This is a genomic window from Rhizobium sp. WSM409 (genome assembly GCF_057653825.1).
In genome coordinates, this window is the sequence record NZ_JBYGKP010000005.1 from 162,959 (window position 1) to 177,315 (window position 14,357).

The following is a 14,357-nucleotide window of genomic DNA, read 5'->3' on the forward strand; positions in this document are numbered from 1 at the left end:
CGGAATCAGGCGGACACGCGCTGTTCGAACTCACGTGAACTCGTGGTACTTCCGCAGTGAGCTCGCAAACAGTTCTGAATCGCGGAAGTTGTACATGGCGTGTTTGTTCGTATTGACGTTATTTATGGCAACGGCAATCTCTGCGTTGCGCGCGGTCTTCAGCTGATGTAGGCAAAACTCTACCGCCCGACGGCTCGTCTTTCCCCATTTTACGACCACCAGCGTTCTTTCTGCTAACGCTGTCAGATGCATCGTATCAGCCGAGGCGAGCACAGGCGCGCTGTCGAAGATGACGATTTGGCCCAGTGAGGCGGCCATCGCCACGATGTCAGCCGCATCAGTCAAACGGACGCGCCGATGGAGACTGGCATTGCCAGCCGGGATGAAGTCGATGCCGCTTGGATGGTGATGGATGATGTCACGCAATCCCGCCTGCCCACACAGGAATTCGTTCAACCCCTGCTTTAGCTCTGATTTGAAAAACGAGTCGAGATTTCCGAGTCTGAGGTCGCCATCGACAAGCAGCACCGGAATTCCGTTGGCGGCGAGATCGATTGCCAGGGATCTGGCGACAAGCGACTTGCCCTCTCCGCTGTGAGCCGACGTCACGACAATCGTGTTTGGCAGTTTCCCGCCGTTAGATTGTTTGAGCGAAGTCATCACGGAGCGAATTGCTTCGTCAAACATCCCGTCTTGGATGCTCCCGAAGAGCATCGACGGATCTCTCCGGTCTTTCCGTTTGAGGTGCGGGATGAATCCGGCGGGTACGATGCGCGACATTCCGGCCATCTGGTCGAAACTGCGGACTGAGTTGTCCAGCATCTCGACCACGAAAGCGGCCGTCACCGCGATCGATACCGAAGCCAAAAGGGCGCCGATCAAATAGAAAAGCCGCCCGCGTCCCGTTGGCGCCAGCGGCACCGCGGCCGGTGACAAGACTTCCAGTTCCGCGCCTGGCAACATGGCTTGCGCAGCCAGGCCACGGCGCTGCTCGTCGAGCTTGTCCAGTGCCGTCTGCTCTTTGTCAGCCATGCGCTCGAGTCGGGCCAACTCGGTTTGCGCCAGTGTAGAGCGAGCGCGTTTCTCATGAGCGGCCGCCAATGCCGACCGGACTGCGTCGTCCTCATGATCGAGCGCCGCAAGCTTGGCGCGTATCGATTGGAGATATCGATCGGTCGCAAGGCTGAGATCGGTGCGGGATTTAAGGATCTTGGCCCGCGTGTCGAGCACGGATTCTGCCGTGTTGCCATATGTCTCGAGAAGGCGCTCGAGATCTTGCTCCTGCGCACGAAGCTCGCGTTGCATTGCGCCAATGCTGTCGGGAATGACCATATTCTGCAGGGCGAGCGAGGGGTCGTCGGCCGCTTCGAGTGCAGATATCGTTGCTCTCGCTTCAACGCGGCTTTGTTCGATTTTTGTCCGCCGCTCGCCCAACTCCATGATCGACTTGATCTGTTCAACCTGATCGTCATCACTTGAGGCGACGTCCATAATTTTCTGGTACCCGTCGGCGGCATCGCGTGCTGCCTTGGCGCGCCCCATCTGTTCGTCGATGCGCAGCAGAATCCATTCTTCTGCTGCGTCCACTCGACCACGCAGACTGTCCTTGCGTTCTTCGAGGTAGATGCTGATGAGCCGGTTCGGGACCGAGGCGGCCAGTTCGGGGTCGCTCGCATCGAAGCCGATCTGAATGACGTCACCCTGGCCATCGCGCCAAACGCGGAGGGCCTTGTAGTACTTCGGGATTATCGGCTCGATGCTGTCCCGTACCGGCAGGGACGGTTTTTCACTGTCGACCCAACCGCGCAGCATTGATCGGATCTTGTCGATAGGCGAGATTTCTTGCAGCGCCGGATTGAATTCCGGCCATTCATTGAGGCGCAGGTCGCGGATTACCCGCTCTGCGATGCTTCTGGAAAGAAGCCGTTCGGTCTCAGATGTGGCGTCCAGCGGATCGTTGCGGCCGGACTCGTCGGTGCCGAGCTTCGTCGCCAGAGGCGTGTGGATGATCAGCCGGGACTCGGCATGATAAGTCGGCTTCAATCCCGAAATCACGGTTGCGGCAACCGCCATAAGTACCGTGATGATGGCCATTATCATGACCATCCGTCGCCGAATAAGGCGCAGGCCTGACGTCAGATCAATCTCGTCCGAACGGGTCTCTACCTGAAGCCGGGGATCGTAGCGCATCGATGAGAGCGAGGTGTTGCGGTCTGGCGGCACAGTCGAAATAGTCATCGTTCACCCGCCGTTGTTTGAGGTTGCGCGGAGATAGCGTCGTAGAGTTTGTCCAGCGATCGCATATAAGCCTTCATACTGAAATTATTGAGATAATGAGCGCGGGCCTTGGCCGACAGATAGTTGCGGACTTCCGGGTCGGTGACGAGCTTAGCCAGCGCCGCAGCCAGGGCATCCTTGTCTCCGACAGGCACGAAGACGCCGGTTTCACCGTCGGAGATGACTTCGCCATGCGCGCCGACGCGCGTGGTGACGACGGCGAGCCCATGGGCAAGCCCTTCGACCACAGCCATTGCCAAGCCCTCGGCATGCGAAGGTAAGACCAGGATATCTGCCCGTGTACACAACGCCCGCGCCTCGTCGGCGCCAAGCCAGCCCGGCATTTTCACCAGATCTGAAAGTCCCATGGCGGCAGCCTGACGCCGGTAGTCTTCCACAGGTCCGTCGCCTGCCAGCACGGCTCGCCACCGGAGCTCTTTCATGATCGGATGACTTAAGGCAAGCAGAAGCTCCTGAACGCCTTTGCGTTCGCTCAGCCGGCCGAGAAATATGATCAACGGCATCTCGCCGACATGAACATTGCGCGGTCCGGGGTCGGGCACACAATTGCCAATGACGACTACGCGGCGCTCATCCACGCCGAGAAGCGTCGTAAGCGTCATGCGGTCGCGCTGGCCCAGTGCCACGACCTGGTCAGCATGTTGGAACATCCGGCGTACAAGCATTTGTTGACGTGGCGAGCGTGCGGCAAAATCGCGCGCGTAGTCGTAGTCGTGCAGGTGCAATATGTGAGAGCATCCGAGGAGACGGGCAGCCTCGGTCAGGATCAGTTTTCTTGCGGTGCTGCCGCGACCCGCGACATGAATATGGTGAATGCGTGCCGGAGCAATTATCCGGTCCTTCGCCATCATCAAGACGGCGCCGAGCACGCGCACAGGCGACGCAACGGAGGACCACCGAGACCCTCTAGTGTCGGTGACGAGGTGTGTTTCGCCGGCCTCCTTCGCCGTGTTCGATATATAGCCGACGAGCCTGCCAATTCCGCCACCGTTTTCGCAACCACCCGGGACGTAGTGGCGGACGGTTGCTGCTGCGTTCCGCGTCGCTACCCGATTTCCATCCGTGAGCGTGTTCATTAGCATGCCCCGACCACCTTACGATAAACGGCCGCAGCCTGTGCTCCGACCTGTTGCGGCGAATTCGGACCCGTAGCCCATGCGAGTGCGTTGATCCCGAAGCTGCTTCTGAGCTCGCTGTTTTCCGCCAGTGTCCGTATGGCTGTCGCGAGCTGTTCCGCATCCCCGGGTGGAACCACCATTCCCAGTCCGTTTGGCAGAACGGTGGCTCGCAATTCGCCGACATCCGTCACGATAACCGGTTTGCCAAATGCTGCGGCAAGATTGAGGACGCCGCTTTGAGAGGCTTCCGTATAGGGAAGGACAACGATGTCGGCATCCAGAAAGAGCTGGGCGACCTCCATATCCTCGATAAAGCGATTGCGAATATCATAGCGGGTAGCGTCCCCCATAAGGGGCTGGAAGATCCGCGGATCGTCGCCGCGGCCTGCCACCGTGATGCGTAGATTGGGGAGCAGGTCCTTGAGCATTGCCTCGGCACGGATCAGATGCTCCAATCCCTTGTAAGCAAAAATCCGTCCGAAAAGCAGAACGCGCAAAGTTCCATCTGCGCCGCGCCGCGCCATCTTGTGCCGCCGAGCGAGTTCCGCGTAGCGATGAATGGCGGGATGCGACAAGACATGGACACAATCAGGCGACTTTGAATATCGCTCGAGGACCATCTGTTTCAGCCCTTCGCCATGGACGACGACATGGCCCGATTGCCGCACCATCAATTGGGGAGCCCAGGCGGGCAGCGTGCGGGTGTCGGAATCGCCGGGATGCACTTCCACGTCATGGACGGTGGTCACGATCGGGATCGGTCGCCAGAACGGCGCGGCAAAATTCAACCAGAGCGTCGAGTTGCTCAGCAGGTGAATGACGTTCGGCCGCTCCTGCCGGATAAGACGTGTGAGTTGGTGCAGGAACCAGGGATTGGAGAGCGAGCGGTGCCTTGGCCAGTCCATGAGGTGCAGATCGACAGCCGGATCGATCCATGAAGCAAGGTGTGCGTAGCGCCGGCGCGGAACCGCGAGGACGACATGCGCATGTCGCGCAACGCCGCTAGCGAAGGAGATGGTGTAGTCTTCCAGTTCGGAAACCAGCAGCAGCGCCTTCATCCCGCAGACTCCGACACGCCGACATCCTGACCAAGTCGAGGCAAGTCGTAGGCTGTGCGCAATGCATCACGCGTCCGCCTCAGCAAGTTTGGTTCTCCGGCGAAAAAGAGCCCTTCCACCGCGAGGCTGAACCGGGTGCGTGTATCGGCGCCCTGCAGCCTGGCTGAGGCTACCCGGTACGGATAGTGATCAGTCAGACGCAGCCTTCCCGCCAGATCATGCGCGGAAAGAAACCGGTTCGTCGCTTCAACCGTCGCCTGCCAATGGGCCATCCGCTTCCGCAGCATGGCGGCGTCATCGACTGGCCGATACCAATTATTGTTGTGAATCCGATAGAACCCGAGTGGATCCGACAAGGCGACAACGCCCCCGAGAAATGGATAGATGCCTGTGAGCCAGGCATCGGCAGACATACGGAACTGCTCGGGAATATCCCCTGCAGCATCCCATGCGCTGCGTCTTACAGCGATGGCTGATGTCATCGGGAAGGGCCACCAACCAGCCGATTTGGAGAGCCGTGGCGACAAATTTCCTGAACACAGGGTCCGAGGTATTGGCTTGAAGGCTGGTGAGCCATCGGTCTGCGTTGGCTGAAGTCGGTGATAAACAAGAGATGCCTGAGGATTGGAGTGAAAAGCAGCGGCGGTTGCCGACAGCTTGCCTGGCGCCCACCAGTCATCGGCATCGAGAAAACAGAGGATGTCGCCACTGCTCAACTTCACAGCAGCATTTATGGCTGCGGCCTGTCCCTGGTTCTCCTGGAAAAGCACCGCCACCCGCCTGTCATAGCCGTCGAGAACAGAGCGCGACTGGTCGCTCGAGCCGTCATCGACGACGATTATCTCGACATTGGACGCCTCTTGTCCCAAGGCGCTGTCAATCGCCCGTTCGACGAAGCGACCGTAGTTGTAGTTGTTGATAAGGACGCTGAATGTCGGCCTCTCCATGACGCCTCCTCAAGCTCGTCGCTGCGCGACGCTTCGGTGCACCAGAGTTGCCAACGCTCGCGCGTCTGGTAGCGCGAATTGGCGGAAAGGGATGAGATGCAGACAGGTATTGTTCTGCTCGGTGAGGATTTCGCCTTGAGCTAGATTTATCGCCGACAACGCCTTGACGCGTGGCACTCCCGTTACAAAACCAGGATCATGACGCAGAACCATACCAATCCCAACCCTTCTAAGCGTCACCTGCCAATAGTCAGTTGCGCTAGAATTACTGTCTCACTTCACCGAAAACTGCGGCTCAGCGCGACGTGCTTTGCGGCATCTTTCATCGTGAAGCTACCGGTGATTGGTCACGGGTGACATCTGCTCTTATGGGCAATGTTGTACGCCCCGGCACCAACTTTTGGAGGAGGGGCAAACCGGGAGCTTAAACCAAACAACGCCCTTAGATGGTGGGTAAGCGCGTTAGGATTAGCTCCGCCTACGTTTGCGTTAGTTGACTGGGGAGGTGGCGGGATGTTCGCTGGTGGTGGCGCAGCTATGAAAGGGGTTTCATGTCTTTCCACATTGCCGCGATCAATACCCTCTCATCTGTCCAAGCAAGTCGGGACGGGTAATGAGAGCGTACACGCTTAGAATAGCGAATGGGCCGACTGTCAGTTGGCGAACAATAGAGTGCTGGGGCGCCGGCCTCTGCCTTTTTCTTCAGACAGGCGCGCTTTTCCCGCTAATGTTGGCGGATGCCGACGGAGGCCTTAGCGATCATGCCAGGTCGATATTGCGTCTGCTTTGTCTACCCGTATACGGGTTTACATTGCTAATGCTGGCACGAAATTTTCCGCACTTCATCACAGCGCTGAAGCGAAATTGGTTTGTCCCGCTGATGGTCGCTATGCCCTTCTTATCCGTCTTCTGGTCGGTTGGCCCGTCGACGACTTTCAGGCGTGCCATCGGCCTGCTCTTCACGGTTCTTTTGGCTTATGTATTGGCGATACGCTTTACGCCGAGGCAGCTGCTTCTCATTGCATTTGCGACCTTCGGAACATGTATCGTCCTCAGCCTTTTGCTTCTTGTGGTGTCACCGGGGCTCGCTCGCATGCCCACGGACAGCGCGGTGCGCGGCATATTCATCCACAAGAACAGCCTTGGTTGGTACGCCGGCATGATGATACTGGTGTCGACCGCCGTCGTAATGGACGGCAACCGAGGCTTGCGGCGAACCGCTTTGATATTGCTGATGGCGGGTGGGGCTTGTCTCTTCCTTTCCGGATCGATGACCGCGACAATTGCGACGGTATCGGCATATTGCCTGATCGGGTTCTACTCCATGTTGCAGCGAATCCGTGGCATCGGTCGGATCGTCTTCATCCTGTTTTTTGTTCAAATGTTCGTCGGGATCCTCCTTTTGCTTCATGAATTCCTGGTCCCTTTCCTTGAGGCGCTTGGCAAGGATGCCACGTTGACGGGCCGAGTGCCCTTGTGGGAACTTGTCGATGGTCAGATCGCCGATCATCTCCTGCTCGGCTTCGGCTACCAGGCGTTTTGGACAGAAGGGAATCCCGAAGCGTGGATTATCTGGTCAAAGATCCAATGGATGGCTCCCCACGCCCATAATGGATTCCGCGATACGCTGCTGAGCTTCGGAATAAGCGGAATGACTTTGTTCGCTCTGATGCTTTTGCAGGCACTCCGCCAAGGGGCGGCCCTACAATGCGGGGACCCGCGTTATGGCTGGCTCTGGCTGAACGTCTTCACGGTTGTGGTTTTGGTGATGAACCTGACCGAGACAATCTTCCTTATCCAGAATGACGCGATTTTCATTCTGTTCACAACAGCCATCATCATGTTCTCTCTCTACAAGCCTGTTGTTGTTTCGACGGCTCCCGGCCGGCAATTGCGAGTACGGGTTCGCAGCCCAACGGCGGAGCTGCAAATCTCATGAGGCTGCGCTTCGCGCCGATCTTGAGCATTGTGCTTGCGATGCTCTTTCCGCAGCCGAGCAAGTCGGCCTCGGTGAGCCCGAATGCAGATGCGCCCGACAGGCTGCAGACGACGGTCAGGGAGGCAACTTGCGCGGAAGCCTCGCCGGCGACCTTTTCAGACAAGCTGAAGGGGACTTCACTGAGCAACATACTGACCGGAGCATCCGCGGCCCGGGCAGTATTCTATGTCTCTCCCGATGGCAAAGACACCTGGAGCGGGGACCTTCCTAAAGCAAATTCTCGGCGTACAGACGGTCCTTTTGCCAGTATTGAAAGGGCGCGGGATGCTGCGCGCCAGAAGGGCGGCCAGAATACGATCGCAATGGGCAATGGGGATTATTATCTCGCTGAACCGATAGTCTTCGATGCTCGCGATGCGGGCCTGATCATCGCGGCGAGATGCAGCGAGGCGCCGGTTCTGCACGGCGGCCCGTTTGTGCGCAATTGGACGGCGCAGGCCGATGGTCGCTGGAAGGCGTCACTGAAGCTGCCTGCGGGCCGGGATGTGGGCGATCTTTTCGTCGGCGGCGCGCGCCAGACGCGGGCTCGCTTTCCCAACGCTCCACTCGATGGAGACCCGCGCAAAGGGTGGCTTTTCGCGGCTAAGTGCACGCAGGACGACGACATATGGCATGGTAACACGCGCTTTTGCTACCATGCCGACGATCTCCCGATCTCAAAAAACGCAGCAGGGCTTGTTGCCCACATCGTGGGTGGTTTTCACCCCGGCAGCCAGTGGGGCAGTGACACCCTCCCAGTGGTTTCAATCGACACCGCGAACCGGGCCATAAATACCCGAGGCACCAGCTATTTCTTCACTGCAGAAGGCAGCCGCTATTTCCTGACCGGGGCGGCGGCGCTGCTCGATGCGCCCGGGGAGTGGTGGTATGACCGCGCCAAGAGTCAACTCGATTATATCCCGACCAAACGACTACCAACCGGTTCTACGGCTGTCGCCGGCATCTTGCCGACCTTCTTCAGGCTGGATGGGGCCGACGGGATGGTTATCTCGGGGCTCCAGTTTCGGGATGGGGATCCTCGGGGCAGCGGCAAGTTCGGTACCGACACCAGAAGCTTTGGGGCCATACGGCTCGATCACTCGGACGGTGTCCGGCTGCTCGGCAATTCCATCGACAATGTCGGCGTCGGCATCCATGTTTCCGAGAGCAAAGACGTCTTGATTGCCGGCAACGTGGTTGGGGATGTGGCTGGCAACGGGATTTACGTTGGCACGACCTATGGCAGCTTCGGCAGATCCGACGGAGCCAGAATCCTGTCGAACCATATTCATGACATCGGAAGGGTCTACTTTGAAACTGCGGGGATATGGTTCCAGGCGGCCGACAGTATCAGGATCGTCCATAACCTGGTCGAAAATACTGCGCAGTTCGGTATCGCCGGCGGCTCACTGTGGGGAGCACAAGACGCAGTCCACGACGCAGTCATCGAGCATAACGTGATCCGCAATGCCAATCAGCAGACGGCAGATGGCGGTGCCATCAAGCTGATGGGCGAGCAGGCGGACCTCCTGAACAGCAGCATCCGCTACAATCTGGTCACCGGGACAGGTCAACTTATGAACAGGGCCGATGGGACGTTTTGGCCTCCCGGATATGAGAATATCAATGAATGGCCGACGCCTATCAGTTGGGCGATCTACACCGACGGCAAGGCCAGCGGTGTACGCATCGAAGGAAATACGCTCTCGGAAAATATATCGGCGATCGGCATCAACGGCGGCTGGAGCAACTTGGTGACGGGAAACGTCATCACGCACGGATCGGGCGCGGCTTTTCGCGTTGATGACGGTACCGGCAGGGAGTGGCATCCGCCATGGGCACGCCCCAATCGTATCGAGGGCAATATCGTGTCGATCGGCAGTAGTAGCGGGCTTGCAGCATACGTCTACGCTCCTGGCCACGGGCCTGGATACGTGCAGTTTGCTCGCAACCGCTACATCGGCAATTTGAACGACAAGAGCTTCCGAATACATCCGAGCATCATGCGTTCGGGAGAATTTGGCAATCTAAGGGATCTCCAGAATGCTGGGGCGGACACCGCAAGCGTCGTCGCGCCGCCGGAGTAACAAAAGGCGCCGCTACGAGCGGTGTTCCTGCCGGCGATGGCGCTTTGGCTATGGCGACTTATAAACCTGCTCGACCATTCGTGCACGCGTTGCTGGTGACTGCAGCAGGTAAAAACGATGAAGACATGGCCTTGGCGAGCCATTTCGAACGCGAAATTGCAACCCTTGCCAGTTCGGATCCCGCGCCAGATGCGCGGGGATAGGCCGACGTAAGTATGCCGCATCAAAATCAGGACCCGGAGAACTGGTAGGGTGAGGCAGGCTTCCCTATAAAGGGCGGGCATATTGTTGGCAGCTAGCTGAGTCAGCACCTCTGCACTGAGTTCCCCGAATTTCCGGATGGCGATTGCAGCCTCCCTCGGCATAAGAATGGGCCCATACACCAGACGGACCAAAGGTCATGAAAACCGCAACGCGGTCAGGAGTCCCGGCCATCCGTCGAAGGGCTGATCGTGCCACGGTGAAGGCCCTTTGCGAGTCAACGCGAAGTGGCGGCCCGATCCGGCAGCAGAACTTGCGTAGGCTTCTGTCAACGAGTGTCGGCATTGCCCGCCATTTTCGATCCGCACATCGAAAATGATGGCATTGCCCGTACGCCCAAGCCCTTCTCCGGCATGCTCTTTACAAGCCCCCTGAGGTGGGATCTTGGTCGAACCTTCAATGTCGCTGGCGAATCTTCGTCCTGATCCTGCAGGTAGAATGCGACCTTATAGACCCTGAAAGACTCGTCCGCGATGATATTTCCGTCAATGCAGGCAGGGTGGTGGGGAACTTCTTTATGCCACGACGATGTCGTGTTGATCATCATATCGCATTCGCCTGTGAGAACGACGTCAAGCGGTTGCGTGATTTCCTTGAGGTGATTGAGGATCACGTCGGATGTCAGAAATCTGGCGACTTCCTCTGCGACCTATCTGGCATGAAGCTGGAATTTGCCGCCGTACTGATACCGACCTCCCGCTTTCAGGTACTGTGTCACAATCAGTCGTAAGCTTTCCACCTGATTGGTGGCTAGCAGTTCCCTGATGACGGTGTAGCTGTCGGAACTCAATCTTTCTGCAGCGGGTTCTGTCGTCCAGCTCTGACTGCTCGCCAGCCGAGGCCGCCATCTCGCCTGTTAGGATCCCCACATCTCTCTCCCGGCTTGTGCGCTCACCCCCGGCCTTGTCTGCGCGACGGCGACTATCTTCTTCGACTTTGCGACGGTCAAACGCTCTTTCGCGACGGCACTCATCAAAAAGAGCACGTCGTAAACCATAGGGGTACATTGCCTTACTCCAAATATTGTAACTTATCCCCGCGTAAGGCGTAGAAATATGAAGTCTCATCTACGTCCAATAGTTGGAACGGCAAGTATGGAGGCAATCGCTCTTACAGCATATTCTGATGACAGTTTAGATCGCGAAAGCGTAGGTCATGAGAAAGCAACAAGCAGACAGCAGTCAAGCTTCGGTTCTTAATCGAACGAGCTATTCGGAATCTATTAATGTCCTTGGTGTTCGCATTTCGGCAGTTAATCTCCAAAGTGCCACAGGATTTATTCAAACAGCGATCGAAGAAGGCAGGAAGGAATATGTGTGCGTTCGCGACGCACACGGCGTCGTCCGATGTCAAGATGATCCCGAGCTCCGGTCGATACATAACCGTGCGTTCCTCGTGACACCCGATGGCATGCCGCTGGTATGGGCATTGAAACGTGCCGGTCATACGGAAAGCGACAGGGTCTATGGACCTGACCTGATGTTATCAGTTTTCGATGCCGGCAGCTCCAAGGGCTTGCGCCACTTCCTTTATGGCGCAACGGCCGAAACGCTCGAACAGCTGCAGGCGCGCCTTCTCGCAAAATTTCCGCAAGCACGGATCGTCGGCTCCTATGCGCCACCTTTCCGCAAACTGTCGACGCTGGAGGAAACAGAGATTGCTGAACAGCTCAATCGATCGGGCGCCGATGTCATCTGGGTAGGGCTGAGCAGTCCCAAGCAGGAACTCTGGATGGCGCACATGCGCGATCATCTGGAGGCATCGATGCTCATCGGTGTCGGAGCCGCATTCGATTTCCACGCCGGTCTCAAGCGGCAGGCTCCAAGGATCATTCAAAGGAGCGGCTTTGAATGGGCGTTCCGTCTTTTATGCGAGCCGCGGCGGCTGTGGCGGCGCTATGCGGTCGTCGTGCCGACCTTCATCTCACTGACGGCATTCCAGAGACTGGGGCTTCGGAAGTTTCCGATCGAAGACGCGGTTTTTGGATCAAGCGCGCCAAAAGCAGCAGCTGTAAAGGTGTAAAGCCATCATGTCCTTATTTGCGTCGCCAGCAATGACACCGGGTCCGTCGAAGGCAGCCACATCAAATGACATGTCGCGGGCGATTGCGGCAGGCTCCGTGCCGCCCATAGCAGCCAAGACCGCCGATCCCTTTGACCGGGCAGGGCTGAATATGCCCGCCGCACTACGGCGTCGGCTTCCTCGGCTTGCAACCTCGTCCTTGCTGGCCGCCGGCGACATTGCAAGCTATTTGGTTGCCTATTTTGTTGTCCTGTCCTTTTTCCCCGGTGGTTTGGAGGGCACGCTGGCGGAGCGTACCTTCACGATCGCAGCACTCGCCGCGATTATTCTTTACGCATCGGCCGGCCTCTACCCTGGGTATCGGTTGCATGACCACGAACATCTGCGGCGACGCACTGTAGCTGCCGTCAAGGTGGCTGCCCTGGCGGCGTTTGGAGCAATTATCCTACCGGAGGGGGAACGACTGCTGCTTGCCGTCATTGGGTTCCTCGCTCTCGGGCTGATTGTTCAGCCATTTGTGCATTGGCTTGCACGGGGCCTGTGCTGGAAACTTGGAGTCTGGGGGGAGCACGCGGTTATCATAGGGGGGGGCAACCTTACTCCCGCTCTCGCGGCCCATTTCAAGAACCACTGGCAGTATGGCATCAGGCCGGAGGCCATTTCCCCCGATAGTGTGGAGGCATTGCCCGATGGCGGGCCATCCATTGCCATGATTGCGGGCGACACAGGCGTGCTTGCACCAGATTTGGCGGCTATGCGTCGGAAGTTCGCCGAAGTCATTTTGCTGTCCGACACGCCGGGCCTCAAGGTAACCGGATTGCGGCCTGCGGATGTCGGCGGAGAAATCGGTATTCGCCTTACCAACAGTGGGAGTTCGGTGAACTCGGACCTGGTTCGCCAAATCCTCGATCTCGCAATCGCCATCCCTGCATCGATCGTCGTCGCCCCATTCATCGCGTTTGCAGCGGCCGCAATCTATGCCATCGATCCGGGCCCCGTCTTCTTCCGGCACACCAGGGAGGGGCGGTCAGGCAAGCCGGTGCACGTCCTGAAATTGAGGACGATGTATCAGGATGCAGAGCAGCGCCTTGAAGCTGTCTTCCGAGACGACCCCAACATGCGCGCCGAGTGGTTGAGCCACTTCAAGCTCAAGGACGATCCGCGCGTCCTTCCGGTGATCGGACATATGCTGCGCTCTTCGAGCATCGATGAGCTGCCGCAATTGGCAAACATCATTGCGGGGCAGATGGCCATCGTCGGACCGCGTCCGTTTCCAGAATATCACCTCTCAGCGATGGACAGCGAATTTCGTGACAAGCGGCGTTCGGTAACACCGGGGCTGACAGGCCTCTGGCAGATATCCGAACGAAGCAATGCGGATATCGAGCTGCAGCAGCAACTCGACGAGTTCTACATCGACAACCGGTCCCTGTGGTTCGACTGCCAAATTCTTCTCAGCACAATCCCTGCGGTGTTCAAGCGCGGGGGAGCCTACTGACCATCCTCGCTTCCGCGAGGCAACCATCAACAACGGAGCATACCAATGCACGGACAAAAGCGAATTATGGTAACCGGCGGCACCGGGTTTCTGGGATCATTCCTGTGCGAAAGGCTTTTGCGCGAGGGCAATGACGTCCTCTGCGTGGACAATTACTACACCGGTTCGCGCGACAATGTGCTGCATCTTCTTGACGATCCTCGCTTTGAGATACTTCGGCACGACATTACCTTCCCGCTCTATGTGGAAGTCGACGAGATCTACAACCTCGCCTGCCCGGCATCTCCTGTTCACTACCAGTTCGATCCTGTGCAGACTGTGAAGACCAATGTGCATGGGGCCATCAATATGCTGGGCTTGGCCAAGCGCACCAAGGCGAAGATCTTCCAGGCTTCCACCAGCGAAGTTTACGGCGATCCGGCAGTCCATCCTCAGACGGAGGACTATCGCGGAAGCGTCAATCCCATAGGCCCGCGGGCGTGTTATGACGAAGGCAAGCGGTGCGCCGAAACGCTGTTCTTCGACTATCATCGTCAATATGGCGTGGAAATCCGGGTGGCGCGGATCTTCAATACCTATGGGCCTCGCATGCAGACCAACGATGGCCGCGTCGTCTCCAATTTCATCGTTCAGGCGCTTCGAAACGAGCCGATCACCATCTTTGGCAACGGCACGCAAACACGGTCGTTCTGCTATGTAGACGACCTGATCGACGGCTTTATCCGTCTGATGGGTGCGCCCACCGGGGTCACCGGCCCCATTAATCTCGGCAATCCCGGAGAATTCCAGGTTCGTGAATTGGCAGAAATGGTGATCGAAATGACCGGATCGAAGTCTGGTATCGTCTTCAATCCTCTGCCGGTCGACGATCCGACACAGCGCAAGCCCGATATCAGCCGCGCAACGCAACAACTGGGCTGGCAGCCGAAGGTGAACCTTCGTGAGGGGCTTGAGAGAACGATCGCTTATTTCGAGTGGAAGCTTTCCGGCGGCGTAAGGAACAGGCTTAGCGCCAAGTCCTCGCAAGAAGCTTATCCGCATCTGGCGTCTGCGAACGTCGAACTCACTGCTCCTGAAGCCATTCGATAGG

General features: G+C 57.8%; 10 protein-coding genes. 5 read left to right on the forward strand and 5 right to left on the reverse strand.

All coding sequences use genetic code 11. The annotated features are described in order from the left end of the window. Positions 1-30 precede the first annotated feature (30 nt). The 4 genes from AC25BC_RS33595 to AC25BC_RS33610 are packed head-to-tail and all read right to left on the reverse strand — an operon-like array spanning position 31 to position 5,421. Complete coding sequence (locus AC25BC_RS33595) at positions 31-2,238, reverse strand: GumC family protein (protein WP_012760132.1); 2,208 nt, start codon at positions 2,236-2,238, stop codon at positions 31-33. Then, positions 2,235-3,380, reverse strand: a complete 1,146-nt coding sequence (locus AC25BC_RS33600; RefSeq protein WP_128439913.1) for a glycosyltransferase family 4 protein — start codon at positions 3,378-3,380, stop codon at positions 2,235-2,237. The genes AC25BC_RS33595 and AC25BC_RS33600 overlap by 4 nt, the downstream gene beginning before the upstream one ends. Next, entirely contained in the window at positions 3,374-4,474 is a 1,101-nt protein-coding gene (locus AC25BC_RS33605) for a glycosyltransferase family 4 protein (protein ID WP_012760130.1), read from the reverse strand. The genes AC25BC_RS33600 and AC25BC_RS33605 overlap by 7 nt, the downstream gene beginning before the upstream one ends. Continuing rightward, positions 4,471-5,421, reverse strand: coding sequence for a glycosyltransferase family 2 protein (locus AC25BC_RS33610; RefSeq protein ID WP_128439912.1), 951 nt, complete (start codon positions 5,419-5,421; stop codon positions 4,471-4,473). Before AC25BC_RS33610 ends, AC25BC_RS33605 begins: the two co-directional genes overlap by 4 nt. Positions 5,422-6,034: 613 nt before the next feature. Between AC25BC_RS33610 and AC25BC_RS33615 the strand changes: the two genes are divergently transcribed. Beyond that, entirely contained in the window at positions 6,035-7,360 is a 1,326-nt protein-coding gene (locus tag AC25BC_RS33615) for an O-antigen ligase family protein (protein ID WP_128439911.1), read from the forward strand. Then, positions 7,357-9,486, forward strand: a complete 2,130-nt coding sequence (locus tag AC25BC_RS33620) for a right-handed parallel beta-helix repeat-containing protein (RefSeq protein ID WP_128439910.1) — start codon at positions 7,357-7,359, stop codon at positions 9,484-9,486. Before AC25BC_RS33615 ends, AC25BC_RS33620 begins: the two co-directional genes overlap by 4 nt. 529 nt (positions 9,487-10,015) lie before the next feature. Here AC25BC_RS33620 and AC25BC_RS33625 read toward each other — a convergent pair. Continuing rightward, the gene (locus AC25BC_RS33625) at positions 10,016-10,294 is read right to left on the reverse strand and encodes a hypothetical protein (protein ID WP_260694364.1); all 279 of its coding nucleotides are present in this window, start codon (positions 10,292-10,294) and stop codon (positions 10,016-10,018) included. A 608-nt stretch (positions 10,295-10,902) separates the two neighbouring features. Here AC25BC_RS33625 and AC25BC_RS33630 point away from each other — a divergent pair. From AC25BC_RS33630 to AC25BC_RS33640, 3 genes are read left to right on the forward strand one after another with little or no spacing between them, the layout of a single operon-like run. Then, a complete protein-coding gene (locus AC25BC_RS33630; RefSeq protein WP_128439909.1) occupies positions 10,903-11,769 on the forward strand; it encodes a WecB/TagA/CpsF family glycosyltransferase in 867 nt (288 codons plus the stop codon). A gap of 7 nt (positions 11,770-11,776) precedes the next feature. Further along, complete coding sequence (locus AC25BC_RS33635; protein ID WP_487778599.1) at positions 11,777-13,267, forward strand: sugar transferase; 1,491 nt, start codon at positions 11,777-11,779, stop codon at positions 13,265-13,267. Positions 13,268-13,312: 45 nt separating this feature from the next. After that, positions 13,313-14,356 (forward strand): UDP-glucuronic acid decarboxylase family protein, encoded by a 1,044-nt coding sequence (locus tag AC25BC_RS33640; RefSeq protein WP_128439907.1) that lies wholly within the window; start codon positions 13,313-13,315, stop codon positions 14,354-14,356. Position 14,357: the final 1 nt, after the last annotated feature.